Annotated in this window: 22 protein-coding genes and 2 pseudogenes; 15 read left to right on the top strand and 9 right to left on the bottom strand. The window is 72.4% G+C overall.

Annotated elements, in window-relative coordinates; translation table 11 throughout:
- Together RIU97_RS38435 and RIU97_RS38430 are read left to right on the top strand one after the other, a co-directional pair.
- Nucleotides 1-339: a PadR family transcriptional regulator gene (locus RIU97_RS38435; protein ID WP_404962109.1), complete on the top strand. Its 339-nt coding sequence runs from the start codon at nt 1-3 to the stop codon at nt 337-339.
- Complete coding sequence (locus tag RIU97_RS38430) at nt 336-1,229, top strand: hypothetical protein (RefSeq protein WP_404962108.1); 894 nt, start codon at nt 336-338, stop codon at nt 1,227-1,229. The genes RIU97_RS38435 and RIU97_RS38430 overlap by 4 nt, the downstream gene beginning before the upstream one ends.
- Before the next feature lie 28 nt (nt 1,230-1,257).
- Here RIU97_RS38430 and RIU97_RS38425 read toward each other — a convergent pair whose 3' ends face one another.
- Both RIU97_RS38425 and RIU97_RS38420 read right to left on the bottom strand, forming a co-directional pair.
- Nucleotides 1,258-2,046 (bottom strand): class I SAM-dependent methyltransferase, encoded by a 789-nt coding sequence (locus tag RIU97_RS38425; protein ID WP_404962107.1) that lies wholly within the window; start codon nt 2,044-2,046, stop codon nt 1,258-1,260.
- Between the two features lie 141 nt (nt 2,047-2,187).
- Nucleotides 2,188-2,607, bottom strand: a complete 420-nt coding sequence (locus RIU97_RS38420) for a hypothetical protein (RefSeq protein WP_404962106.1) — start codon at nt 2,605-2,607, stop codon at nt 2,188-2,190.
- Between the two features lie 254 nt (nt 2,608-2,861).
- On the opposite strand from RIU97_RS38420, the gene RIU97_RS38415 reads away from it, so the two are divergent.
- Nucleotides 2,862-3,269 carry a RidA family protein gene (locus RIU97_RS38415; RefSeq protein ID WP_404962105.1) on the top strand — a complete coding sequence of 136 codons (408 nt, stop codon included), beginning with the start codon at nt 2,862-2,864 and terminating at the stop codon, nt 3,267-3,269.
- A 101-nt stretch (nt 3,270-3,370) separates the two neighbouring features.
- Nucleotides 3,371-3,768 (top strand): annotated as a pseudogene (locus RIU97_RS38410) (aldo/keto reductase); the annotation flags it as partial.
- 17 nt (nt 3,769-3,785) lie between these two features.
- On the opposite strand, the gene RIU97_RS38405 reads toward RIU97_RS38410, so the two are convergent.
- Both RIU97_RS38405 and RIU97_RS38400 read right to left on the bottom strand, forming a co-directional pair.
- Nucleotides 3,786-4,625 (bottom strand): dienelactone hydrolase family protein, encoded by an 840-nt coding sequence (locus RIU97_RS38405; RefSeq protein ID WP_404962104.1) that lies wholly within the window; start codon nt 4,623-4,625, stop codon nt 3,786-3,788.
- Nucleotides 4,626-4,834: 209 nt separating this feature from the next.
- Nucleotides 4,835-5,383 carry a hypothetical protein gene (locus RIU97_RS38400; RefSeq protein ID WP_404963087.1) on the bottom strand — a complete coding sequence of 183 codons (549 nt, stop codon included), beginning with the start codon at nt 5,381-5,383 and terminating at the stop codon, nt 4,835-4,837.
- Between the two features lie 596 nt (nt 5,384-5,979).
- Here RIU97_RS38400 and RIU97_RS38395 point away from each other — a divergent pair.
- The 5 genes from RIU97_RS38395 (at nt 5,980) to RIU97_RS38375 (ending at nt 12,534) form a co-directional block, all read left to right on the top strand.
- Nucleotides 5,980-6,219, top strand: a complete 240-nt coding sequence (locus RIU97_RS38395) for a hypothetical protein (RefSeq protein ID WP_404962103.1) — start codon at nt 5,980-5,982, stop codon at nt 6,217-6,219.
- Nucleotides 6,220-6,223: 4 nt separating this feature from the next.
- Entirely contained in the window at nt 6,224-8,422 is a 2,199-nt protein-coding gene (locus RIU97_RS38390; protein ID WP_404962102.1) for a helix-turn-helix domain-containing protein, read from the top strand.
- Between the two features lie 403 nt (nt 8,423-8,825).
- Entirely contained in the window at nt 8,826-9,098 is a 273-nt protein-coding gene (locus RIU97_RS38385; RefSeq protein ID WP_404962101.1) for a hypothetical protein, read from the top strand.
- A 180-nt stretch (nt 9,099-9,278) separates the two neighbouring features.
- A complete protein-coding gene (locus RIU97_RS38380) occupies nt 9,279-9,863 on the top strand; it encodes a hypothetical protein (RefSeq protein WP_404962100.1) in 585 nt (194 codons plus the stop codon).
- 34 nt (nt 9,864-9,897) lie between these two features.
- Complete coding sequence (locus tag RIU97_RS38375; RefSeq protein ID WP_404962099.1) at nt 9,898-12,534, top strand: M48 family metalloprotease; 2,637 nt, start codon at nt 9,898-9,900, stop codon at nt 12,532-12,534.
- A 58-nt stretch (nt 12,535-12,592) separates the two neighbouring features.
- Here RIU97_RS38375 and RIU97_RS38370 read toward each other — a convergent pair whose 3' ends face one another.
- Both RIU97_RS38370 and RIU97_RS38365 read right to left on the bottom strand, forming a co-directional pair.
- Nucleotides 12,593-13,420: an IclR family transcriptional regulator C-terminal domain-containing protein gene (locus tag RIU97_RS38370; protein ID WP_404963086.1), complete on the bottom strand. Its 828-nt coding sequence runs from the start codon at nt 13,418-13,420 to the stop codon at nt 12,593-12,595.
- Nucleotides 13,421-14,292: 872 nt separating this feature from the next.
- On the bottom strand, nt 14,293-14,871 hold the full coding sequence (locus RIU97_RS38365; protein ID WP_319732568.1) for a sigma-70 family RNA polymerase sigma factor: 579 nt from the start codon (nt 14,869-14,871) through the stop codon (nt 14,293-14,295).
- A 53-nt stretch (nt 14,872-14,924) separates the two neighbouring features.
- Here RIU97_RS38365 and RIU97_RS38360 point away from each other — a divergent pair, with 53 nt between their 5' ends.
- The 4 genes from RIU97_RS38360 to RIU97_RS38345 all read left to right on the top strand — a co-directional run bounded on the left by RIU97_RS38360 (nt 14,925) and on the right by RIU97_RS38345 (nt 19,987).
- Nucleotides 14,925-15,137, top strand: coding sequence for a hypothetical protein (locus RIU97_RS38360; protein WP_404962098.1), 213 nt, complete (start codon nt 14,925-14,927; stop codon nt 15,135-15,137).
- Nucleotides 15,138-15,601: 464 nt separating this feature from the next.
- Entirely contained in the window at nt 15,602-17,551 is a 1,950-nt protein-coding gene (locus tag RIU97_RS38355; RefSeq protein ID WP_404962097.1) for a hypothetical protein, read from the top strand.
- Nucleotides 17,552-17,633: 82 nt separating this feature from the next.
- Nucleotides 17,634-18,854, top strand: a complete 1,221-nt coding sequence (locus tag RIU97_RS38350) for an FAD-dependent monooxygenase (RefSeq protein ID WP_404962096.1) — start codon at nt 17,634-17,636, stop codon at nt 18,852-18,854.
- A 245-nt stretch (nt 18,855-19,099) separates the two neighbouring features.
- A complete protein-coding gene (locus RIU97_RS38345) occupies nt 19,100-19,987 on the top strand; it encodes a hypothetical protein (RefSeq protein WP_404962095.1) in 888 nt (295 codons plus the stop codon).
- A gap of 245 nt (nt 19,988-20,232) precedes the next feature.
- On the opposite strand, the gene RIU97_RS38340 is transcribed toward RIU97_RS38345, so the two are convergent.
- A complete protein-coding gene (locus tag RIU97_RS38340; protein ID WP_404962094.1) occupies nt 20,233-20,973 on the bottom strand; it encodes a 2-phosphosulfolactate phosphatase in 741 nt (246 codons plus the stop codon).
- Nucleotides 20,974-21,211: 238 nt separating this feature from the next.
- Between RIU97_RS38340 and RIU97_RS38335 the strand changes: the two are divergent.
- Nucleotides 21,212-21,451, top strand: a pseudogene (locus RIU97_RS38335) (hypothetical protein); the annotation flags it as partial.
- Between the two features lie 43 nt (nt 21,452-21,494).
- On the opposite strand, the gene RIU97_RS38330 reads toward RIU97_RS38335, so the two are convergent.
- Nucleotides 21,495-22,610 (bottom strand): AI-2E family transporter, encoded by a 1,116-nt coding sequence (locus RIU97_RS38330; RefSeq protein WP_404962093.1) that lies wholly within the window; start codon nt 22,608-22,610, stop codon nt 21,495-21,497.
- Between the two features lie 523 nt (nt 22,611-23,133).
- On the bottom strand, nt 23,134-23,739 hold the full coding sequence (locus RIU97_RS38325; RefSeq protein ID WP_404962092.1) for a hypothetical protein: 606 nt from the start codon (nt 23,737-23,739) through the stop codon (nt 23,134-23,136).
- Between the two features lie 135 nt (nt 23,740-23,874).
- Between RIU97_RS38325 and RIU97_RS38320 the strand changes: the two genes are divergently transcribed.
- The gene (locus RIU97_RS38320; RefSeq protein WP_319720920.1) at nt 23,875-24,552 is read left to right on the top strand and encodes a response regulator transcription factor; all 678 of its coding nucleotides are present in this window, start codon (nt 23,875-23,877) and stop codon (nt 24,550-24,552) included.
- Nucleotides 24,553-24,555: the final 3 nt, after the last annotated feature.

Raw genomic sequence — 24,555 nt, 5'->3', positions numbered from 1 at the left:
ATGAGTGATCGTGCGATGCAGGAACCGACCCTCCTCCTCCTGACCGCGCTCGCGGACGAGCCCCGCCACGGGTACGCGATCGCGCGCGAGGTGGAGTTGATCTCGGGCGGGCGCGTCAAGATGCGGACGGGCACTCTGTACGGGGCCCTGGAGCGGCTCCTCGGGCAAGGGCTGATCGAGGTCCACGAGGAGCAGATCGTCGACAGCCGGCTCCGGCGTACCTACGGCCTCACGGCCGCCGGACGGGAGAGTCTGGCCGCCGAGGCGGAGCGGATCGCCGCCACCGCGCGCGAGGCCGCCCGCCGCCTGGGCGTCTCCGGCGGGACGGCCACGGCGTGAGCCGTCGTCTGCTGCGTCTGTATCCCGCCGGTTTCCGCCGCGCCTTCGGCGACGAGATGGCCGAGGCCTACCGGGAGGCGACCGAGGGCGCAGGCGCGCTCGCCCGCCTGCGGGAGGCCGGCGACATCGTGGCCCACGCGCTGCGCCTTCGCCTGCGGGTGGGGTCCGCGCAGCGCGGCGGCCGCCTCTTCGCGGCCGCGGCGCCCTTCGCGCTGGCCGCGACGGGCGCGCACGCCGCGTTCCTGCTCGCCTCGACCCTCAATACCGCCCACGTCACCGGGCGCCCCGACTTCGAGGACCCGATCGGGTACGCGATCAACGGCTGCTACCTGCTGACCCTCGTCGGCGCGGTCGTCGCGCTGAGCGGCCGCTTCGCGGCCGGGGCGCGGTGGACGTTCGCCGGAGCGGCCGGAACCGCGGCCTGCCTGCTGGTCGCGGTGCTGCCGGGCGCCCTGGACATGCCGCTGGAGCACGCGGCGTACCTGGCGCCGCCCTTGCTGGTCGCCGCCCTCCCGCTCGGCTGCCCGCCGGACCTGCGACCGCCCCGCCGGATCAGGAGCGCCGCGGGCCTCACGGCCCTGGTGATCTGGGCCCCGCTGACGGTGGTGATCCTCGCCCTGCTGGATGCGAGCGGCCTCGGCATGATCCTGCTGTGGCGCTTCGCGGTGCTCGTGTCCGCCGCGCTCGTCCTGGCGGGGCGCCCGGCCCTGTCGGGGGTGCGTACCGGCGGCCAGTTCGCCCTGGCCGCCGCTCCCTTCCTCGTCACGGGCTACTTCGCCGGCGTGGTGGGCGAGGAGACCGCGCTCCCCTGGCTCGCGCTGCTCGCGGTCACAGCCCTGGCCGTGCGCCTGTGGCGCCGTAGGAACCCGGGCACGGCCGGACGGGCCTGAGCCATAGCGAGCCGGCAGCCCTCGACGGTCAGGCGTCGCGGCCGTTCACGCTGACGCGGATCTTCGACTGACCGTGGCCGAGTTCCTCCCAGTCCTCCATGAAGCGTGCCGCCAGCCCGTGCCGGGCGGCGAGGTCGACGAGGGTTTGGGTCCGGTAGTAGAAGTCCTCGCGCAGCACCTGGTGTTCGGCGCCGGTGGTGCGGTCGAAGGTGAAGTCGAAGTGACCCCCGGGCGCCAGGACGCGCCCCACGTGGGCGAGGCACTCGTCGATGACGTCGATCGGTGAGTGCGAGAACACGCTGTGGGCGTGGACGACGTCGAAGTGCCCCTCGGGGAGGAAGTCCAGCGTCAGGTTCTTGGTGATCGTCAGGTGCGGGAGCTTGGCCTGCAGCCCGCGTTCCGTCAGGGTGCCCTTCGCCGCGATGAGGATGTCCGGCGAGATGTCGATGCCGTAGTAGTGGCCCTCGTCGAGGTAGTCGATGAAGCGCCAGCCGGCGCGGAGGTTTCCGCAGCCGATGTCCAGCATGCGCGATCCGGGCTTCAGGCCGTGCCCGAGCAGGTAGTCGAACTGCATCCGCCCCAGTGCGAGCCAGCGTTCGTGCGTCTGGCTGCCGACGGCCGCCTCCGGGTTGCGGCGCGTGTCCGAGGCCATGACGGCCCGGTAGTAGCTCACGTGGTCGGGGTGCTTGAAGGCCAGCCACCGGTCACGGGCGGCCCGCTTCAGGTACGGCGCGATGCGGTTCGGGCGGCTCGCGGCGTAGCGGACCTTGTGGACGAGGGATTCCCGGTTGGCGGTGAGGTTCTTCCTGGTGGCCATGAGCACTCCGTCTCCGTCGCAAGGCGAACTCCCGGCGGTGGGCAGGCGCAGCCCGCCGTCGGAAGGATCTTCAGGTTCAGGTCTCCACCATACGTCGGTCATCGACATATGCAAACCACTTGACTAGTGCGCGCGGCGCCGTCAGGGCGAGAGGATCGCCGAGGCCGTGGTCCGCCACCCGGCGACCGTCCTGGCCGCGAGGTACAGCACGCGTACGCGCTGGAACTCGTGTCCGCCGCTGTCGTTGCGCGCCCAGGTCACCTCGACGAGGGCCGACCGCTCGTTGAGGGCGCGGACTTGGGGGTCGAGCGCCGTGCTGCCTCCGTAGTCGGCGTCCCGCAGGGTCTGCAGCTCGTTGGCGAGTCCGGCCGTGAGCGCCTCGGTGGAGGTGAGCACCATGTGGGCGGCATCGGTGGTCATGGTGATCGGTACGGCGAAGTAGTCGAGCAGCGGCGCCGGGTCGGTGCGGCCGGTGGCGGCCAGGCCGATGAAGGTGCTCACGTACTGGTCGAACCAGGTTCTGACGTCCGCCTCGACTGCGGAGAGATCCGTGTGCGGCATGAGCCTCCTTGCTCTCGTGCAGGACCGGGTACGGGGCGGCCTGCCGACTGTCGACCCGTCACCGCGCCTACGGGCCGGGCGGTCCGCGCCCATCCGCGGAGACTTCGAAGGCGTGTGGTTTATGACGGTATCGACCAGATTGCCATCCACTGCCCCGGCGACCTACGCAACGCGCCCACCGAGCGGCCCGCCCCGCCGCCACCGTCCACGCAGGGCGTGTCTTGTCGTCAGTTCCGTTCTGGCACCATGACGAGATGACTCATGTACGTCAGACCGTCGGCTCGGGGTCGCCGCTGGAGCCGGAGATCGGGTTCTCCCGCGCGGTGCGGGCGGGATCGTACGTCGCCGTCGCCGGGACGGCTCCCATCGGGGACGACGGCTCCACCGTCGGCCCCGGCGATGTCCACGCCCAGACCGTACGGTGCCTGGACATCGCGGAGAGGGCGCTGCGGGAGGCGGGGGCGTCCCTCGCGGATGTCGTGCGGACCCGCATCATGCTCACCGACGTGACGCGGTGGAAGGAGGCCGCACGCGCGCACGGCGAGCGGTTCGCCTCGATCCGGCCCGCCACCACCTTCGTGGAGGTGTCCCGTTTCATCGATCCCGAGTGGCTCGTCGAGGTGGAGATGGATGCGGTGACGGCAGATCAGAAGTCGGGGTGAGCTGCGGCGTTGCCGGACCGGGCGCCCCGGCACCGAGGGGCGGCGCGGATCGCGCTGTTGGCGTGGCCCCCTGACCGAAGGGGAGAGCGCGCACGGCCTGGAGCGTGCAGAACCGGTACAGCCCGCTCCACCGCGAACACGAGCCGGTGCTCGCGGCCTGCGAGGCGGCGGGGATCGTGTTCCTGCCGTGGCGACCCGTCGCGGGAGCGGTGTCGGCGGCGAAGTCGGGAGCGACGGCGACGGCCCAGATCGCCGCGGCAGCGGCAGCCCCAGCCCCAGCCGCATGCGCCGTGGCCTCGGTCGCCGCCGAACTCGATGCCACCCCGGCGCAGGTCGCGCTCGCATGGCTGCTCGACCGCTCGCCGGTCATCCTGCCGATCCCGGGCACCGCACGGATCGACCACCTGGAGGAGAACGTCGCCGCGGCACGGCACGTCTCCGCCTCTCCCCGGACCACCGCGACCGCCTCGACCGCCTCGACCGCCTGGCCCGGCCGTAGGGGGCGAGCCGGGTGAGTCATGCCGTGGAGGCGGGCTTGCCCTCGAGCAGCCGGGTACGGAACAGGTCGAGGACGGTGTCGAGCGCCTGCCGTGTCGGCTGTCCCGGCTCGTCGACGAGATGTTCGGTCAGGACGGAGTGCGGCGGGAGGGCGCTCGCGGGGTTCGCCGCGCCGTCCTCGAGCTCGACGGCGACGAAGGCGTCACCGAGCTCGCGCCGCAGGTACGCGAACCGGTCACCGGGGACCAGCCGGTCACCCCGGAAGCGCAGACCCAGCACCTGGAGCCCGTCGCGCTCGCAGCGTCCACGGACGACCGCGAGCTCCTCGGGGCTGATGTCGATGGCGCCGGCACGGCTCGCGGTGCACGCCAGCGGGAGCGAGGGCTGGGACAGCACCGGGGCGACGAGTCGTTCGTCTGTGGCCATGGCCAGGGCGAACCCGCCGGTCAGGCACATGCCGACGGCGCCGACCCCCGGGCCGCCGCAGCGCTCGTGCTCGGCGGCGGCGAGGGCGCGCAGCCACCGTACGACGCGCGAACTGCGCCCCGTGGCCAGCAGGGTGAACTCACGGCTCACGCACACCTGCCACACGGACGACGCTATGGCGCGGCCGGTTCTCGCCCATCCGACGGCACCGGGACTCGCCTCGCGGCCGGGCACGCCGAAGAGGACGGGGAGTACGGCGGTGCAGCCGACCGCCGCCACGTGTTCGGCGAACTCGATGACCTTGGGGGTGATGCCCGGGATCTCCGCCATGATGATCACAGCAGGGCCCGTGCCCTTGCGCAGCACCGAGCGAGTGGCGCCGTCGTGGGTGAACGTGGTCTGCGTGAAGCCGTTCAGGTCGTGGTCCGGCACGCGCCTGCTCCTTCGGTCGACTTTCCTGGGCCACCCAGAAGTTACCGATAAGTAGACGCTGGTGGTCAACCCCTGGAGATGAGCGACGCAGAGCGCTGGGCACGCCGACCGCCCGCTCGCGGGGCGCCGAACCGCGCTTCGGCAGCGGCGGAGTCGGGGCCGGCGCCTGGCGGCGGCCGAGTGAGCGGCGCTTCATCCGTCTCGCCCGGTCAGGCGAGGGAGCGGGTCCACAGGGTGAGGTCGCTGCTCGTCGCGACGGCGAGGGTCCGCCCCGACGGGGAGAAGCCGACCGCCCGCAGCTCCGAGTAGTTGGCGTGGAAGATGTGCCACCACCTCTCGCCGTGCGGGCCGGAGTGCGGGAGCCCGCCGTCGGTGCAGAGCAGTACGCGGTCATGCGGCCAGGCGGGGCTCACTACCTCCAGCGTCCAGCCGTCGGCGGTGGTGCTGTGCAGGCCGCCGCCGTGGAGCCCGGCGATGCGTACCCGGCTTCCGGCGACCGGCCCCAGGCCCGGACAGGAAAGGTCGGGCACCGCGTCCGGCGTGCTGTCGTCGGGGTCGGGGTCCCGATCGCGCGCGATCTTTTCCCCGGTGACCGAATCGAAGAGGCCGTGGCCGTCGTTCGAGACGACCATCACCAGGTCGTGTCCGGTGCCGGGGTGGGCCGCGAAACCGATGCCGAGCAGCCCGCCCACCGGGGCGAGGGGCTCGAAGACCGGCCTCCAGGGAACGGGGGCCGGGACCACGGGGGCGGCGAGCATCCGGTCCCGCAGCTCCTGCTGGTACGGGGACAACCCTGCCGGCACGCTCCTGCTCGTTTTCGTCACCGGACCATGATGGGGCTCGCTTCCGGTCCGTCCGAAACGGGGGCCGCATCCGACAGGCACACCCTGGAGGACGGTGGAGGGCGGGGAGGGGGCGGGGAGGGGGCGGGGGTCGCGCCAACGGCCCCCGCCTGCGCGTGTTCCGGACCGTGGCGCCCGCGCGAGCGGTGGCGAATCTTCAGGGATCCGCCGCAGGAGCAGTATGCGCCGCGCAGTGGTTGTTCAGGGCGGCTGGTTCTTCGTGAACGACTCCGGCCGGGCGGGGTGGCCGTGAGCTGGGGGGATTCACGGGCGCGGGAATTGTTCACGGCCGCGGGGCCGGGCCCGGGAAAAGTTCAGCAGGGCGGGCATCCCCGAAATGGCGGGCATGTCCGCTTATCAAGAAGTGGTGTTGCCCGCAGCCGCGCTCGGGCATGGTTGAGGAGCGCCCGCGGCCTCCTGGGCCGGGAGCGGACAGCCCGTAGCGCCAACTGCGGGCCCGCGCAGGCGCGATGCACTCCCTCCGGACCGTTGCTTTCGAAGGAGTTGTCCTCGTGGTCATTTCACCGGCTTCCTTTCCGCGCCCCTGCGGGCTCCCCTCTGCACTCGGTGTGAAGATCGTCGTGGTCGTGGTGGTGGCCGTGGTGACGGCCGTCATGGGCGGGCTCGGGTACTCCCCCGGTACGGCGCTCGGCGTGATCGTCATGGTGACGACCACCGCTCTGGAGTTGGGCCGCCGGATCACCGCCGACGGTGGCGACGGCGGCGTCCGGCCCGACCGGATCGGCCGGTAGCGCCGTGGGCACGGGGCGGCGGGGGCGGCCGCAGCGGCCGCTCGACACCACCGTCCCGGCCCTGGCGGAGCTCGCGCAGGAACTGCGCGAGCTCCGTGCCACGGCCGGGCTGACCCTGGACAACCTCTACGCCGTCACCCACTGGAGCAAGGGCGCGCTCAGTGCGGCCACCACCGGGCGGGACCTGCCGCGCTGGGACCTCGTCAAGGCGTGGGTGACCGCCTGCGATCCGGACGCCAACCTGGACCTCTGGCAGGCCCGGCACCGTCGTGCCCGGGCGCAGTACGAGCGGAACCGCCTCGTCCTGCCCGCGGGCCGCCCGCCGGCCGAGCGTACGGACCCCGCGCCGCGCGTGCCGGACACCCCCTCCGGGCCCCGGCCCAGCTCGCTGGAACGGGACGCCTGGCGGACCCTCGCCCCCGACCGCAGGCCGTGGGGTGTCGCCGCCCATCCGGCCCCGATCCCGCTGCGCTTCACCACCGTCGGGCCCGACTTCACCGACACCGGATCCGACGCAGCCGACCTCACCGGCCACTACGAGCAGATCGGGGAGATCTTCGCCCTCACCGGAACGCGGCGCCTGCTGGTCCTCGGCGACCGCGGCAGCGGCAAGACCCAGCTGGCGCGCCATCTGGGCACCCGGCTGCTGACGGCGGACGGTGGCGGGGGCTCCGCGCCCGTGGTGCCCGTACTGGTGTCGCTGCGCGGATGGCGCCCCGAGCGCGGCCCGGACAGCCTGCTCGCCTGGATCGCCGACGCACTCACCGGCTGCACCACCGAGGACGTCCGGACCCTCCTCGGCCGGCACCGGCTGCTGCCCATCCTCGACGACTTCGACAGTCTGACCCTGCGTCAACGCGGCCGGGCACTCCACACCTTCAACCAACTGCCGCAGCAGGCCCCGTTCGTGCTCGTCAGCGGGTGGGCGGAGTTCACCCGGACCGTGGAGCAGACCGACACCGTCATCGCCGGGAGCACCGGCGTCCGGCTGCTCCCCGTGGGCGTCGGCGACCTCGACGGCTGGATCCAGCGCAGCTCCCGCTCCCGTACGAAGGAGCAGGACTGGGCGCCGGTCCTGGCGGCGCTCGCCGACCGGCCGGACCTGCCGGCCGCCACCGTCCTCTCCGACCCGACGCTGGCCGGCGCGGCCAGACTGCTCTACACCGACGGCCGGGCCGTGCCCGCCGAGCTGGTGGCCGAGGGAGCCACCGTCGAAGCCCTCGAAATGCGGCTGGTCCAGCACCTCTTCGGCTCCTTCCCGCCGTACCGCCAGCACGGTGGCATCGGCGGGCACCAGCTCCAGGAACAGCACCGCCACCAGGCGCTGCACCTGCTGGCCCGGCGGGAGCAGGACGAGCAAGCACCCGTGGGCGACCTGCGGGTGCTGTACCGGGGGCGCCGCCCCTCCCGCCGCCGGGCCGGCGTCCAGGCGGCCCTGCTGTCCCTGCTGTCGTGGGTGTTCCTCGGTTTCGTGCAGGTGGGCGACAGCGCGAGCACCTACGCCGCGTCCGGTTCCTCCTCCCCGGTCGAGTCGGCCACGCTCATCCCGGCAGTGATCATCGGGGCCGGCTGGTACGTGTACCTGCGGCACCGGCTGGACGGCAGGGCAGCGCGGACGGACCCCCTCGGCCGGGTGCGGTCGTGGCTGCTGCGGAGCGTCCCTGCCGGGGTGGCCCTGATCCTCGCGACGGCGGTCGGTCCGGATGCGGACGCCGAACGGTTGTCCCTGGTCGTGGCCGCGGCGCTGCTGGCGGGTGCGGTCTGGCTGGCCGAGCAGGCCTCGCGCCGGCCGGCGCCGCACTGGTTCCTGGCCGAACTGGCCGTCCTGCCCGTTCTGATGTTCGTGGTGCTGCTGGGGCACGCCATCGCGGCCCTGCCGGTGCTGCTGCCCGTACTGCTGGGCGTCACGGTGACCGGGCACTGGCTGCGGGCGGTCCTGACCTCGCGGTTCGCGCTGTGGGGTCTGTACCCGGGGGTCTTGCTCGGCCTGCTCGCCGATGCGACGGACCCGGACGTCCTGCGGGCCGGGCGGGACGGCTGGTCCTTCACGCACCCCGCCGTGGCGCGCTGGTACCGGAAGGCCGCCGTCGGCTCGGCCGACGCGGAGAACACGCCGGAGCCGGTTCCGGTTCACCGCGCAGGGCGGGGAGGCCCGCGCGGACCGGTGCCGCCCCCGCCCTTGCCGCCGCCCGCCATGGAATGACGACCAAGGGGCCGGATTTGACCTTTCATCGGGAAATCTTCCTCGCGAGTCAAAGCAGCGCTACCCTTGTCGCCGTCGGCCTTACCAGCCTTGCTTCGGCTGTGATCGCGCCGAGGAACCGGGGGATTTAATCATGAGGTTTCCGTTTACGCGAAAGGCCTCGGTCATGGCCTTGGCCGCCGTACTCCTCACCGGTTGCGGCGAGCCGGATCTATTGGACGACCCGAACAATTCACCGACGCCCAGCAGTTCGAGCGAAGACACTTTCGAGTCGCCGAGCCCCACGCCCGATCCGACCACTCCCGGCCCGCGCACACCCCGCCCCTCCAGCACGATCGTCCTCACTCCACCACCGGCTCCCCCGTCTCCCGCACTCCCCAAGGGAAGAATCCCCCGGGAATTGGTGGGCGAATGGGATGGGGACGGGGTCGACTCCGCGCGCCTCAACAAGATTGTCTTCACCGCCAACGGAACGGTGGAGCTGCACTACAACAACCGCCAGATCCTCAAAGGCCCCGCAGTCGTCGACGGATCCTCCATGACCCTCTACGTAACGGGCGGGACGATCTCCTACACGCACTGGTCGATCGAGAAATTCGACGCCGGATACGGCTATACGTTCGAGAATCTCAAGCTGGACGGGGTCAGTTACGTCCGCCAGCTCAGCGGAGGCTGAAACGGCCGCGAGTCGAGCACACATCGGACCTGATGACCAGGGCGCGTAACCGTCCCGATTGGACTCGGCCGCGCTCTCGTGCGCCGCGCCACTCATCTTGTACGACGGGTGGGCGGAGCCGAGTCTCGTCGTGGCCCCCATCGAGGGAACGGGGGCTCAACACACTGGAGGGATGCGCTCATGGGCAAGCACACCGTCGGGCCGGGGTTCGTGGACGAGGAGCTGGTCCAGGACATCGCGCGGGCCGTGGTGGAACGGGCGGTGCCAGGGGAGCTCGCGTTGTTCCGGCGCCAGAGCAAGGCCTACTTCCGGGACCCCGAGGGTGAGCTCAAGGCCGCGCGCAAGAGCCTGCGCGCCAAGCCGAAGGACGAAGCGCTGGGGTTCGGCGGCGGTGAGGTGGCCGTGGCCCTTGCACCCTTCATCCTCGCCGTCGTTCAGGGGGTGGTGGTCTCCCTGACCCAGTCCCTGGCCACCACCGCCGCCGACCGCAGCCAGGAGGGGATCCGGCGGCTGCTGCGACGTGTGCTCCGGCGCCCGGAGCCGGCCGCCGCGGAGGCGCTCGCGGAAACACCCACGGAGACACACGCAGCGACGGCCGCCGGAACCGATGCCGCCGCGGCCACGCCCGCGCCCGGCGTCCCGCTCTCCCCCGAGCAACTGGGCCGCATCCGTGCCCAGGCGCTCGCGGCCGCGCTGGAACTGGGGCTGGACGAGGACCGAGCCGTTCGGCTGGCGGACGCGTTGGTCGACACGCTGACGCCCTGATCCCGGTTTGCGCCAACGAGAGGGGCCGAGACCCTTGTCAGCGAACGACCGCCGCACCCCGTCCGAGCCCCTGGATCCGTTCGTTCTCCCGCACGGGGTCAAGTTCCGCTTCGTCCTGCTCGTCACCGCGCTGATCGGGACATCGGCCTTCATCTACAACCTGCTCTACTACGCCGTGGCCCCCGGCGCCGACGACACCTTCGCCGACTACCAGAGGTGCATCGCGGCCCCGCCGGAGGTGGCCCCTGTCACGGATCCGGGCGCCTATGCCCGCGGCGTGCTCTCCTGCACGGCGGCCTTCGAGCGCGAGAAGGCCTGGTGGATCCTGGCCGGCCTGGCGCTGATGGCCGTCGCCGCCCTGGCCCTGTACTGGGCCTTCCCCCGGCTGCGGATGTGGCGGGAACGGCTGGAGCCCCTCGAACCGGAGGACGACCCGGAGGACGCGGCGCTGCTCGGCGTCCTCGAATCCCTGGTGGCGGAAGCCGGGTTGCGCAAGGCACCGCGCTTCCTCGTGGCCAGGCGCCGCCCACAAGTGACGGCGATCACCTTCGGGCGCGTGGGCGACTACCGCGTACGGTTGAACGGGGGGCTGCTCACCGAGGGCAGGCAGGACCCGGAGCTGCTGCGGGCGATCGTGCTGCACGAACTCGGGCACGTGCGGAACAAGGACGTCGACATCACTCACCTGACGGCCGCACTGGCTCTGGCGTTCGTCCCCTTCGGGCTGGTCCCGCTGGCCGTCGCCCTGGCCGGGACGGATGCGCGCGACGTCCTCGGTGTGGCGTGGCGGGCGGCCGTGCTCGTCGCCCTGGTCTGTGTCAGCGCCGCGGCGGTACTGCGTGCGCGCGAGTTCGGCGCCGACGCCCGCGCCGACGCGGTCAGTGGCACCCGGCCCGGGCTGCTGAGGCTGCTGAACGCCCGGGCGGCGCGGGAGCCGCGGTGGCCCGGCTGGCTGCGACCGCTGGACCTGCACCCCCGTGCGGAGCGGCGCGCCGTCGAACTCGCGCGGCCGACGGCGCAGTTCCGGATCGGCTTCGGCGAGTGCTTCGCGGTGGGGCTGGCGGCCACGATCACCGCCGCCGGCCTGCACACGCTGCTCTGGCTCGGCTTCAACCACCTTGCCCCGCGCGACTCCCGCTGGCTCGTTGCCCTGGTGCTCGCCCCGGCCGTCGTCACCGTCGTCGGCACCGCGCTGTGGCGCGCGACCATGGCGGCGGGGAGCGGCACGGCGCAGGCCCGGGACGGCCGCCCGCCGACGGTCCTGCCCGCCGTCGGACTAGCTGCCGGATGTGTGGCCGGCCGGCTCGTGGCGGCGGAGAACGGAATCCTCCAGTCGGACGGGCTGCCCGCTCCGACCGTCACGGAGGCCGCGTGGTCGGTGGTGCTGTGCCTGCTGGTCGTGCTGCTCTTCCGGTGGATCGTGCAGGGTGCGACGGTCTGGCTCGCCCCCGACGGACGCCCGTCGGGCCGGTCGTGGCCCGTGGGAGTGGCGGCGGCGGTGGTCCCGCTCGCGGTCCTGCTGGGCTGGTGGCTGCTGTTGTACGACCTCTCCGACGGGCTCGGACCCGTCAACGCCGAGCAGCGCGCCGACCACCGGGCGATCGCCGCGGTCGCTCCCGTGGAGGCGTTCTGGCCGTGGGCCGCTCTGGAGCACCCCATGGCCCAGCTCTTCTACCGGTGGACTCCCGCCGTTCTGGCCGCGGTCACGCTCTGGGCCCTGCCCCTCGCCGCGCTGTGGCGTCGCAGGGCGGCGGGACCGCCGTCCCGCTGGGCGCGGTGGGTCGTCGTCACGTCCCTCGCCGGCTCGGCCGGTTTCGCCGTCGCCGTCCTCGGGACCCGGGCGTACGTGCACCTGGGCGTGGCCGAGGAGCGCCGCCGGCAGGTCGCGTACGTCCTCGCGTTCACCCACTGGAACGTCGCCGCCGCCGTGGTTCTGCAGGGGCTGGTGGCGCTGGTCGTCACGGCGGGGCTGTACCGGGTCCATGGCCGGGTGGCGGTGCTCTTCGGACTCATGGCGGCTTTCGTCACGGGCTGCCTCGCGACGGGCGTCGTCTTCGCCGGGAGCATGGTGGGCGGCTGCTGGAACGTGTTCTCACTGGCTCCCGGGCCCTGTGTGGTGGACCTGGAACTCGCCTTCGTACGCGACACCTTGCTACGGGTGGTGGTGGCGGGAGCCGCTTGCGCCGTCGCCGGGGCCGGGGCCGCGGCGGTGGCCGGCTCGTGGTGGGCCCGGCGCCGCCCGCCCGGGGCGCCGCCGGCGCCCGTACCGGTCTCCCGGAGGGAGCGGACCGTGCTCGGGCTGGCCACCCTGCTGGCCTTCGCCGTGGTGGCCACGGGACTGGCGGTCGGCACGACGACGGCCACGGCCGGAGCGCCCCCGCCCGCACCGCCCGCACCGCCCGCCCCGCCGTCGGGCACCGGTACCGGCGCCGCCGCCCCCGCCTGCGCGAAGTACGACCGGGTCATGGGCGCCGGGGACTCGATGAACAGCGCGGACAAGAACGCCGAACTCTTCGACGCCGTACGCCTCGCCGCCGACGGCGGAAACGTCGCGCTGGCCACGGCCCTGCAGGACCTGCTGCGCGCCGTGTCGGCCGGTGATCTCCCGGCGTTCTCGGCGGCCCGCAAACGGATCGGTGAGCAGTGCGCACAACAAGGAGCGCCGCTCTGATGCGGGCCCGCCGCTTGTGGGCGGCGGGCCCGTCTTCCGTGGTGGCCGGCCGTGCGGGCTAGGCGGTCGGGGAGAGGACGGTGTCCTCCGGTTTGCGTGCCGCGGGCTGGGTGCTGCCGGCGACGATCAGGGCGAGTAGGACCGCGGCCGCCTCGCTCTGCAGGATCCGGGCGGCCTGCTTCAGCCGGCCGGGGTCGGGGACCGGGATGGACAGGGCCACGCATTCCGCGTTCGGGCCCGCGGTGATCGGCACCGCCGCGCACACCGTGCCGAGCGCGTACTCCTGCAGGTCGAGGAGGGGGGCGTTCGGCGGGCGGGTGTCGAGCTGGTGGAAGAGGTCCTGCTGGCTGGTGAGGGTGCGGGCGGTGAAACGGGTGAGCCGGTGGCGGGCCAGGTGGTCCTTCCTGTCGTCGTAGTCGAGCTGGGTGAGCAGCGCCTTGCCCACCGCGGAGGCGTGGGCGGCGGCGCGGAAGTCGACCCACTCCTCGACCACGGGGGTGGCGGGGCCGTCGGCGTACTGGGTGATGGAGACCTCGCCGTCGGTGTAGCGGGCGACGTAGACGGCGGCGCCGACCGCGTCCCGCACCCATGCGAGGGTCTCGCGCAGATGCCCGCGGCCCTCTCCGTTCACCGAGTCGGCCAGGAGGAGGGCATGGCCGGCGAGGTAGGCGTCCGGTCCGATCGGGGTGGCCAGGTTGGCGCGGATCAGCTGTTCCACGGCCCGCGCGAGGACCAGCTGCGGCAGCTTCGTCTCGCGGGCGATCTGCGTCAGGTTCACCCCGCCCGAGTAGCGGTTGATGACTTCCAGGACGCGCAGCGCCTGGTGGACGGATTCCAGCGCGGCGGGCGCCGGGCGTCCCTCGGGGGTCTTACGGGCCGCGTGGATCAGGTGCGGCTGTTTCAGCGCTTCCAGCGCCCATGCGTTCGCCTCCTCCGTCAGGTGCAGGGGGTTGAGCCGGGCGTTCTGCGCGACGGCGACCGCGACCTGCGGGCCGGGGGTGAAGACCTCCCCCAGGTCGGGGTGCTCCTCGTACGGGCGGGCCGTGAGGGCCTGGCGCAGTCGCGCGGGGAGCCGCAGCGGAGGTCGTCCGGCCCGGCCGGGGCCGGCGGGGAGGGCGGTGAGGTCCTGGGTGGTGATGGGCGGCGAGGTCCAGATGACCGAGGCTCCGAGGGCCTCTTCGAGGTGTTCCGGGGCCGGCGGCAGGATCGGCAGATGCTCGTCGGGAGGCAGGGTCTGGGCCTGGTGCTTCCAGTAGCGGGCGGTCGCGACCTCGGCGCGGGCGAGGTGGTGGAGGTAGAGGCAGCGGGCGGCGGTCTGCGAGCCCGCACCGGCCGCGTACTGGAACCAGAACTGCGCGCCGTCCGTGCGGTCGGCCAGGTGCAGCAGGCAGCCGAAGAGCAGCGCCGAGTCCGCACCGTGGGGCCAGGAGTCGGCGTCCAGGGCGAGTTCGGCGAAGTCCCGGCTCTCCACGAGAGACCACGCGAGGTCTTCCAGGCCGCGGGCGGCCCGTACGTGGCAGGCGGCATCCAGGACGAGGTCGTCGGTGGCGGGCGGTGCCGGCTGCCCCCGGGCGGGCAGGGTTCCGCCGGTGGTGGTTCCGGTCGCCGAGCGGGCGCGGTCGGCGACGATCCGGCGGGCGATCCGGCGCCGGGCGGCCCCCTCGTCGTATCCGGCGTACTCCTCCCCGAGTACCGTCGCGTCCTCCAGGGCCGCGTCCAGTTCGCACAGCGGCATGTCACGGTTGCAGGGCATGTCGCTCACTGGTCCTTCTCCTCTCCGGGGATCCAGTCGACCCCGAGCTTGCGGGACAGGGTTCGGCGTGCGCCGCGGATGTGCGAGCGGACCGTCGCGGGGGTGATCCCCATCATCCGGGCGACGGTGTCGGAGTCGTTGCCGAGGAGGAAGGCCAGCAGCACCACGTCGTACTGTCGTTCGGACAGGCCCGCGATCGCCGCGTACAGTCCGAGCTTCGACTCCAGCAGTTCCAGCCGTTCCCTCGAGGACCGGCGCAGCGCGGCGAACCACGCCGTCTCCACCATGGCCACCTGCCGGCCCAGGACCGCCAGCCGCCGCTCGACGTGCTCGCGCAGCACCGCCCAGGCGAAGCCATGGAGGCTCGCCTCCTTCAGCGCCTGGCGCCACACCTTCAGCAGGAAGGTGAACACGTCGTCGACGACTTCCTCGGCGTCCTTCGGGTTCCCGAGCTGCAGGTGGGCGTACCGGAGATAGGCGCGGTGCTGCTGGGAGTGGAACGCGGTGAACTCCACCGGAAGGACTCCGGCCAGCTCGCTGGAGACCGCCTGGTCCCCCGATGGATCGAATTCGCCTTCGCTCATACGCTCCCCCACAGCTGTTCAGCGCTCCCCGCCGGGGCGGTGGGGAGCTCACGGTGACGGGCCGGGGGAACGGCGAGGCGGCGCAGGGCGGTTGGCCCGCCCGCTCCCGTCCGTACCCACGCGCCCGGCAGGCGCACGCGCGCCCTGAACCCATCGGCCACGTCGACGGCATCGGCCACGTCGACCACTTCGGCCACAAGAAAATCGACTACAAGAGGTACGAGAGGTACGAGAGGTACGAGACAACGGACCGCGGTGGCGGCTAACAGCGCGAGGGCGATCGTCTCGGCAACATTCACTTCGGCGCGGAACCTTCCAAGTGGACCATGCGTAATTCGGCGTGCCTGCCCCCGGACCAGCAGCCGTGGAGCGCCAGGCACGCTCCCACTCACCACCCCATCGGAAAACGAGCCGGATCGTGCAAGCCGGTCCGGGAAAATCTTCAGAAGGAAGCGCATCCGCCTGCCTGCGCGCCCCGGTCCGCCCGCGCACGCCCCCGGCACACCCGTCCGCGCGGCCTTCGCCGACGTGCGCCCCCGCGGGCCCGGCCGGGGCTCACGCAGGAGCGCCGCCGCTGTTTCTTTCACACGATCGGATGCTGCTACGGCCCAATCCGGTGGGACACGTCCCGACTCCCCCGTCCCCGGGAGCGGATACCTGCATGGTGGGTCCAGCTTTCGGCGCCCCGGCACACCGCGCGCGCCCGTCGAAGAGGAAGGGCCTGTATCCGATGGCGTTCGCGAGGAATCTGTTGCCCGCCGTGCTCTCCCTGGCCCTGACCGGTGTGCCCGCCGCGCTCCCGGACGCCGCGGCCGCCTCAGCCGCAGCGGCCGCCGTGATCTACGACGGCCAGGTCCGCCACGAGACCGCGCTGTTCAGCGTGAAGTCCACCAACAACGCGGCGGCCCAGGAGTTCGCGGTGACCGGCACGAGGCTCTCCCGGGTGAGCGTCTGGCTGGCGAGCGGGGCGGCGACGGGCACCGTGACCGCCCAGATCCGCCGGGTGCGCACGGACGCGGGGTCGACGATCGCCTCGAGGACCCTGAACCTGGCCGCCCTCGGCGGCGCCGGAGCAGGCTGGGTCGAATTCCCGGTCGACGCCGCCGTCACCCCGGGCACCACGTACTACCTGTTCCTCCAGGCGACCACCGCGGAGAACAAGCCGATCGCCTGGTACGGCACCACACGGTCCGTGCCCGGCTCGCTGACCAGTTGGAACTACGACCGTGCGTACTGGGGCGGCTGGCACGCCTACGCCTCCCGGCTGGCCTTCCACGTCAATCCCACCGGCAGCGAGCGCTGCGGGGAGACCGAGCCCTGTTACGTACCGGCCTCCGCGCTCGCGGCCCGTACGTCGGGCCTGCTGACCAACCGGGTGGCCACCGAGGCCGTCCTGCCCTCCTTCGCCGTGGGCGCCTCCTACGTCGACGGGAGCAACGTACTGCGCCTGCCCTCCGGCCGGTGGCGGTACCTGCCCGACGGGGCCTCGGCGTCGGCCGTCGTCGAGGCGGACGACCCGGGCGCCCTGGCGCAGGTCACCGAGAGCCGCGCGTGGCTGGCCTCGGGCAAGGTGCCGGGTACCACCGCCGTGCAGCGGGCCGCGGCGCAGCGTGCCCTGCTGTCGATGCGGGCGCTGCTGAAGCCCAACGGTGCGTTCGCCGCGGCGTGGTCGCCGCCCTGGGAGTACTCGTGGCCGCGGGACGGCGCCTTCGCCGCGGCCGCGTTCGCCGCCACCGGGCACGACGAGGAGGCGTACCGGATCCTGGACTACGACGCGCTGACCCAGCGGGCCGACGGGACCTGGGAGGCCCGTACCAAGCTGGACGGCAGCGGACCGCCGGACGCGCGCAAGTGGCAGCTGGACGGCAACGGCTGGGTGCCCTGGGCGACTTGGCAGTGGTACCAGGCGGCGCCGCCCGGCGGCCGGGACGAACGGCTGGGCCGGCTCTACCCGATGGTGCGGAAGGCGGCGGACTACGCGGCGCGGTCGTTGGGACCGGACGGGCTGCCTCCGGCGTCTCCGGACTACTGGGAGCTGGACACGACGACCGCCAACATCGGTACGGCAGCGCCCCTGCTCGCCGGGCTCAACGCCGCCGCCGACCTGGCCGGCCGGCAGGGCATGGGCGCGGACGCGGAGCGCTGGCAGGACGCGGCCCGGCGGCTCTCCGCCGCGATCGCCACGCGCTTCGCCCCGCTGGGGTACCAGCGGACCGTCGACGGCAAGCACGGCCGGGACAGTGCGGTGGCTTTCATGGCGCCCCCGTTCAACGCCGCCCCGCCCGGTCTCGGCGGGGCGCTGGACTCCACCTACCGGGCGCTGCTGCTGCCCAACGGCGGCGTCTCGCCCGGCAACGACCCCTCCTTCAGCTGGGGTTCGTACGCGTGGACGGCCAGCACCTCCTTCTTCGCGCTCGCCTGGTCCGGTACGGGCGAGCAGGCGAGGGCCGGCCGGGTGCTCGACTGGGTGCTGTCCAAGCGCAACGGGCTGGGCGAGCTCCCCGAAACGGTGAACGGAGCCGGACTGCCGTCCTCGGTCGCACCCCTGGGCTGGACGGACTCGCTGCTCGTGCTCACCGCGCTGGCCCTGCAGGGCTCCCCGCAGCCGACCCCGCCGGCCCCGTCGGCGCGGGCGGTCACGGGCGGCGGCCGCGGGCTTGGCGGGAATCCGACGCCCTGACCCGGCGGGGCGCCGCGGATTCAGTAACGTGATCCGCCTCTGAACGCGGGTCACGTGCACGGTTCTTCGTCGGGAGGCGGTCATGCGGGGCGGAACGGTTGCGGTGGTCGGCGGAAGCATCGCGGGCTGCGCCGTCGCCACGGCGGCGGCGCGGGCGGGTGCCGGCGAGGTCGTGGTGCTGGAGCGCACGCGCGGGCGGCTCGAGGACCGGGGCGTGGGCCTCTGCATCCACGACGAGCGGGCCGTGGAGCTCGCAGCGAGCGGGGCACTGCCCGCGGGGATCGCGGCGCACCGGCTGGAGCGCCGCCGCTGGGTGGTGCGGGACGACACCTGCGGGCCTGGCGGGCGGGTGGTGTGGGAGCAGCCGTTCCCCTTCCACTCCTACCACTGGGGACTGCTGTGGCGCGGGCTCCGGGAGTCGGTCCCGGACTCGGTGGTCTACCGGCAGGGGGAGACGGTGACGGGCGTCGGGGCGGCCGGGGACGCGGGCGCCGAAGTGCGGCTCGCGGGCGGCTCCGTCAAGCGGTTCGACCTGGTCGTCGGCGCCGACGGGTACCGGTCGGTGGTGCGCGAGGCGCTCTGCCCGCGGTCCCGGCCGCACTACGCCGGTTACGTGTGCTGGCGCGGGAACTTCGAAGCGGAGCTGCTGGCGGGGCTGGGCAGCGACGCGGACTCGGTGCCGGAGGCGGTGACCACGGTCTGCTTCGCGGGCGGCACCTGTGTGGTGTACCGCATCCCCGGGCCGGACGGGCCGCGGGTGAACTGGGTGCTCTACGCCCCTCCGCCGCGCGGCGGCGGGCTCCGCTTCGACGACCCGACGAGCTTCCCGCCGGGCGGTCTGACCGCTGAACTGTCGGGGTACCTGGGCGCGTTGCTCGACCGGGAGTTTCCGCCGTACTGGGGACGGGCGCTCGCACTGACGGCTCCGGCGGACACTTTCGTCCAGCCCATCTACGACCTGGAGACCGCCCGCACCGCCGCGGGCCGGATGCTGCTGGCGGGCGACGCGGCCACCGTCGTACGCCCGCACAACACGAGCGGGGCCGCCAAGGCCCTGCAGGACGCCACCGCCCTCGCCGACGGGTGGCGCCGAGCCGGGTCCTTCGAGGAACTGCTGCGCGGCTACGAGGAGTCCCGCGGGACGGCCGGACGGCAGCTGGTCGCGCTGGCCCGCCGGCTGGGCCGGGCCCAGGTCGAGGAGACCCCGGCCTGGGCGGCCATGGACGGCGGCGAGATGGCTGCGTGGTGGCAGGGCCAGCTCGCCGGGGCCCCGGGCATCGGGGGCCAGTCGATGGCCCCGTAGGCACGGCCCAACTGATCAGCCCGCATTCGCCGGCCTCGGAACGGCGATCTCCTCCCGGCCTGTTGCGGCGCGTGGCTGGTTTCTGCCACGCCTTCTTCCCGTACCGCCCTGGGGTCACCGACTCTGGCCGGATAGCGGACCTGAGCTGTATGAGGAGGACCTGCATGAGCGGGATGCGGAACAGTGGACACGGGAACATCGCCGCCGACGGCTCGCAGGCATCGGAGATCCCCGTACGGGAGGGTATGACGGCGTTCGACGCCATCTACGATCAGCCGGATCCGCGGGCCTATTTCCGGGCATTGGGTCCACTGGGATACCAGACACCCCATCACGGACAGGACGTCTTCCGGCGGGCGGTTGCGGCCCGCACGCGGACAGCCCGCGGGGCGGAACCGGTGACCGTACTGGACATCTGCTGCTCCTACGGCATCAACGCCGCCCTCCTCAACCATGAGGTGACACTGGACGAGCTCTATGCCCACTACACCTCGCGGCAGGCCGCCGCACTCACCACAGCCGAACTGATCGAATGGGACCGCAGCTACTACGCGGCTCGCCGACGCCGTGATCCGGCCCGGGTGATCGGACTGGACATGGCCACGAACGCCATCTCCTACGCATGCGAGGTCGGCCTGCTGGAACAGGGCTTCGCCGAGAACCTCGAAACCGCGCCTCCTTCTGCGTCTCTGCTTCGCGCCGCGCGGCACACCCGTCTGATCACGATCACCGGAGGGGCCACCTTCCTGTCCCCCCGCACCTTCCAACCGATCCTGGCCGCTGCCCAAGACCCTGTATGGGTCGCGGCCTTCGTCCTGCGCACCACCTCGTACGAGTCCATCGCCGCATGCCTGGCTGCGAACGGCCTGGTCACCGAGACGGCCACCACGCACACGTTCCGGCAACGACGCTTCACAGACGCGGACGAGCAGCGATACGCCGTCCAAGCGGTGACCTCAGCCGGCGAGAACCCGTACGGGAAGGAGACCGACGGCTACTTCCACACGATGCTGCACCTGTCACGGCCCCCTGAAGACGCGACGGCCCTTCCGCTGACCGACCTGATGCCGCGCCCAGAACCTGAACTCGCACAAGAAGCCCCTCAGGACCCTCCGATGCCGGCGGGGGCCTGAGCACGCCGGTGAGGACGTTGCCGGTCTTTCCGACGTCGTACCGGGGTGCGGGCCCGCCACCGGCGATCAACATCGACAGCGGTGGCGTCAACGGCCGAGGACCACAACCACACCGGGTCTGGCGCGCGGTCGCTCACCGTAGTGGTCGAACCAGCAGGTGCGGTGGGTGGGTCTCGGGTGGAGCCGGTCCCAGCTGCGTGCAGTGGCGGTCCTCGGCATCCTTGCAGAACAGTCGCTTCGGCCAGCTACAGGGGTGTCGTCCCGGTCGGCCGGGACCGGGACTGATTCTCACGCGTTGTTCCGGTCAGCGACGGCATCGCGCGTGGCCGCAGGACCATGAGCGAACCTTCCAGGGCCGCCACCATGGCAAAGGGGAACCGGTCGACCTCAAGACAGAGCGCAACGTCATCAGGATGGACTCCTTGGCGCACCCCCTCCGCCAGTTCGGCGGCGGCACGCGACCCGGCAGCGCGGCGGAGGAACTCAGCAGCATCCGTCCCGGCCCCGGTGGCCCTCCGAGCGATGTATTGGGCACACGCCAGATCTTCGTCGGCCTTCCCGTCCTCACCGGTGACTACGAACGTGACGCTGTCACTCTCGTGCGTCCGCAAGAGCCGCGCCGTTGCCTCCGCCACCACGAAGCCGGCGCACAGGACCAACGGCGCCTCCTTGACCGCCAGGGCACCGACCGTCCCTGCCGTGGTCTTCTGCACAACGGTCCGGCCGGCAAGGTCAACAGACCGCAGCAAGCCCGGCGAGTTGACGGCGTCGAACCCGGGCGCGGGCGGACCGTCCTTGAGCGCCACCCAATCCGGGTGGCGAGCCTTGAGCGCCAGCGCTTCGTCCAGCGACCCAGCAAGAACGATCTTTTCCGCCCCCTGGGCAAAAGCCCAGGCAGCCACGGTGAACGCCCGCATGACGTCGACGACGACCGCCACCGGCGGGGCGTCGACCAGATCAGCGATACCAAGGAAACGAGCGTCCATTCCAGTCATGATCGCGCATGCCCGACCCCGAGTCACCCGGGAAGTGATGCGCGTCTCACCGCCCGCTCGGGCGCTGCCGCCAAGCCGCCTTCCGCCGACGCACAGCGGTCGAAGCGAAGGCCTTCACATCAAGGCCGGGTTCCGTCGCACAGGGCGTTCTTGTTGCCCATGTCGACGTCGATGCCAGTGTGCTGACCGGGAAGGTTGACCGGGTTGAGACATGCGAGATGATCACGTCATGACTGAGATCGTTCTGATGTCGGATCCGAGGGGCGGCGCGATACCGGTTACGGAATGCGGTGAACGTCTCGTGGACGTCCGGATCGGAGGCTCGTTGCTGGTCGACGCACGCAAGCAGGACCCGGCGGACGCCTTCGCGTACCTGCGGGAGCCCGACATCGCTCCGCACAGTGCGGGCCCGGCCGTCGACCTCACCCTGGCCGACACCAGCGGCCGCGAGCTGAACCTGGGCACACGGTCTCAGCGGCGCCGGTGTCCTGCCCCGGCGCCGCAGCACGGTCCTACGACGGTGCAGGAGCAGTGGGTAGCCGTTCGTCGGCCTCCGGCTCGTGCGGTGGTTCGCTGAGCTGGTCGCGCAGGTAGTTCCAGACGACGGCGACGAGTGCGGCCACCGGTACGGCCAGCAGGCTGCCCACGACGCCGGCCAGGCTGCCGCCCAGCGTGACTGCCAGCAGAACCACCGCCGCGTGGAGACCGAGACTGCGGCTCTGGATCATGGGCTGGAACACGTTTCCTTCGAGCTGCTGCACCCCGACGATGATGGCCAGCACGATCAGTGCGTCCGTCAGCCCGTTCGACACCAGCGCGATGAGCACCGCCACCAGGCCGGCGAACAGGGCTCCCACGATCGGCACGAACGCGGAGACGAAGGTCAGCACTGCCAGCGGCAGCACCAGGGGTACGCCCACGGTCCACAGGCCCAGGCCGATGAACACGGCGTCGAGGAGGCCGACGAAGGCCTGGGACCGGACGAACGAGCCCAGGGTCTGCCAGCTGCGCGCGGCCACGACCGGGACGTCGGTGGCGAGCCGGCCGGGGAGTTGGCGGGTGAGCCACGGCAGGAAGCGGGGGCCGTCCTTGAGGAAGAAGAACATCAGGAAGAGCGCCACGACGGCGGTGACCAGACCGTTGAAGACGGTGCTCACCCCCGTGACTACGGTGGAGACCGCGCTGCCGACGCTGTTTTGGAGACGGTCCATCGCGGCGTCGGAGGCGCCGGCGATCTGGTCGTCGCCGATGTTCAGCGGCGGCCCGGCCGCCCACTCGCGCAGCCGCTGGATGCCCTCGGACACGCCGTCCGCCAGTTCGCCCGACTGAGAGGCCACGGGCACGGCGATCAGCGCCACGATGCCCGCGGCCACCAGGAGGAACAGCACGGTCACCACGGAGGCGGCCAGAGCGGGCCGCCACCCCCGCCGACGCAGGAATGCGGCCAGGGGCCAGGTCAGGGTGGTGAGGAACAAGGCGACTATGAGCGGCCAGACCACCGACCACATCCGGCTCAGAACCCACAGGGCCGCCGCCCCCATGACCAGGACCACCAGCAGTTCGGCGGAAACCCGCGCCGACGTACGGAGTGCGGCAGCAGCCTTTGCGCCGCTCAATGTGACAGACATGGCGTCACCCTAGTCACACTCCGTTCGCACCGGGGCAGGGCTCGGCCTGGTCAACAGCGGGGCCCGAGCACGTCTTCGACCATCCGCTGGAACTCCCCGACTCGTAGTTCGGGGCTGGAGCGGCAGCGCAGAGCCCCGGTAGTGGAACTGGAACGGCGGACGCGCCCGCCGCACGGACGAGGCTGTACGGCTGCGGTACCAGCCGCGGCGAAAGTAGCACCTACCGGTGGCTAGACGACGGCATCCACATCTGCGGCGCCGACAGCAAGACCGTGTCGGCGGAGCGGGCCTACTGGACCGACGACAACGGCAACCCGGTCGGCGAGAACAAGGGCGACCCCGGCCGGAGGGGGACCCTCGCCCCCTGGAAGCCCACCCCCGCACAGACCCCCGCACGCCGTGCGTGTGGGGGTCTCGTGACGGGCTTCTACGCGCCGCTGCACCTTGATGATCTGCGCCTCGATGGCTTCGGCCTGCTCCAGGACCGCGGCGGGGTTCTCCTGGATCACCTGCTCAATGTCGGCTACCGGCCGCCGATGACGGTGTTGCTGGTGATCGTGCCGTCCGCGCCGGAGACGGTGACCGCGTGGCGGACTCCGTCCGGTCCGAGGACCACGGCCAGCCAGGCGCTGCCGCCGCCGTCCTGCGCGATCACGCGCAGGCTCTCGACCTTCCCGCCCGTCACGGCCGCGGCGGCCTTGTCGGCCGCCTCGCCGATGGCCAGCGAGGGCAGGGGCGCCGGGGCGGGCTTGTGCGGCCCTCCCTTGCCACCGGGAGCTCCGGGGGCGCCCGGCGCGCCGGGGCCGACCAGCTCCGCGCGCCGCTCGGAAACCTCCGGGCCGCCGCGGCCGCCCTTGAACACGTGCGGCGCGCCTTCCGGGCCGCGCTTGAACCCGCCCTTCTCGCCGGGCTCGGCCCGGACGAGGCGCGGGCCCCGGTCCCCGTGGTGGTCATGGCCGGCGACGGCGGCCGCCGCCACTCCCCCGCCGACGACCACCACGGCCGCGCCCGCCGCCACCCAGCGGGCGGTCTTGGTACGCGGCACCAGGCGGCCCAGAGCCGCTCGCTTGCGGACTCCGGCCTCCGGCGCGTTCTCGGGCTGCTCGGACGGCGGGACAGAATCAGACATACAGGCGCTCCTCAGGACAACCGGGCACTGCGCCCGGCTCGTTCCCGAGCATGCTGAGCGGATGCTGAAGCCCCGCTGAAGCCACCTGAAGACCTCTTCAGCCAGGAGCGGGCGGGGCCTGAGATCCTGTCCGGCATGCGCGTACTGGTGGTGGAGGACGAACGACGGCTGGCCGTGGCCCTGCAGCGGGGGCTCCAGTCGGAGGGGTTCTCGGTGGACGTGGCCCACGACGGGCCCCAGGGCCTGTGGATGGCCACCGAGCACGACTACGACCTGATCGTGCTCGACATCATGCTGCCCGGACTGAACGGCTACCGGGTCTGCTCGAAGCTGCGCGCCGCCGGCAACGAGTCGGGGATCCTGATGCTCACGGCGAAGGACGGGGAGTACGACGAGGCGGAGGCCCTGGACACCGGCGCCGACGACTTCCTGTCCAAGCCGTTCTCCTACCTCGTCCTGGTCGCCCGGCTGCGCGCGCTCGGGCGGCGTACGGGCCGCAGGCGCCCCCAGGTGATGCGCTTCGGCGACCTGGTGCTCGACCCGGCCCGGCACTCCTGTTCCCGGGGCGGCACGGAGATCCGGCTGACCGCACGGGAGTTCGCGGTGCTGGAGTACCTGGCCCGGCGCTCCGGCGAGGTGGTGCCCAAGCGGGACATACTGGAACAGGTCTGGGACAGCGCCTTCGACGGCGATCCCAACGTGGTCGAGGTCCACGTCAGCGCCGTACGCCGCAAGATCGACGCTCCGTTCGGCCGCGCCGCGCTGGAGACCGTACGGGGCGCCGGGTACCGGCTGGCGGTCGACGGTGGCTGAGCG

The sequence above is a fragment of the Streptomyces sp. 147326 genome, from assembly GCF_045000215.1.
GTDB lineage: Bacteria > Actinomycetota > Actinomycetes > Streptomycetales > Streptomycetaceae > Streptomyces.
This window is presented reverse-complemented; position numbering and strand designations above follow the sequence as displayed.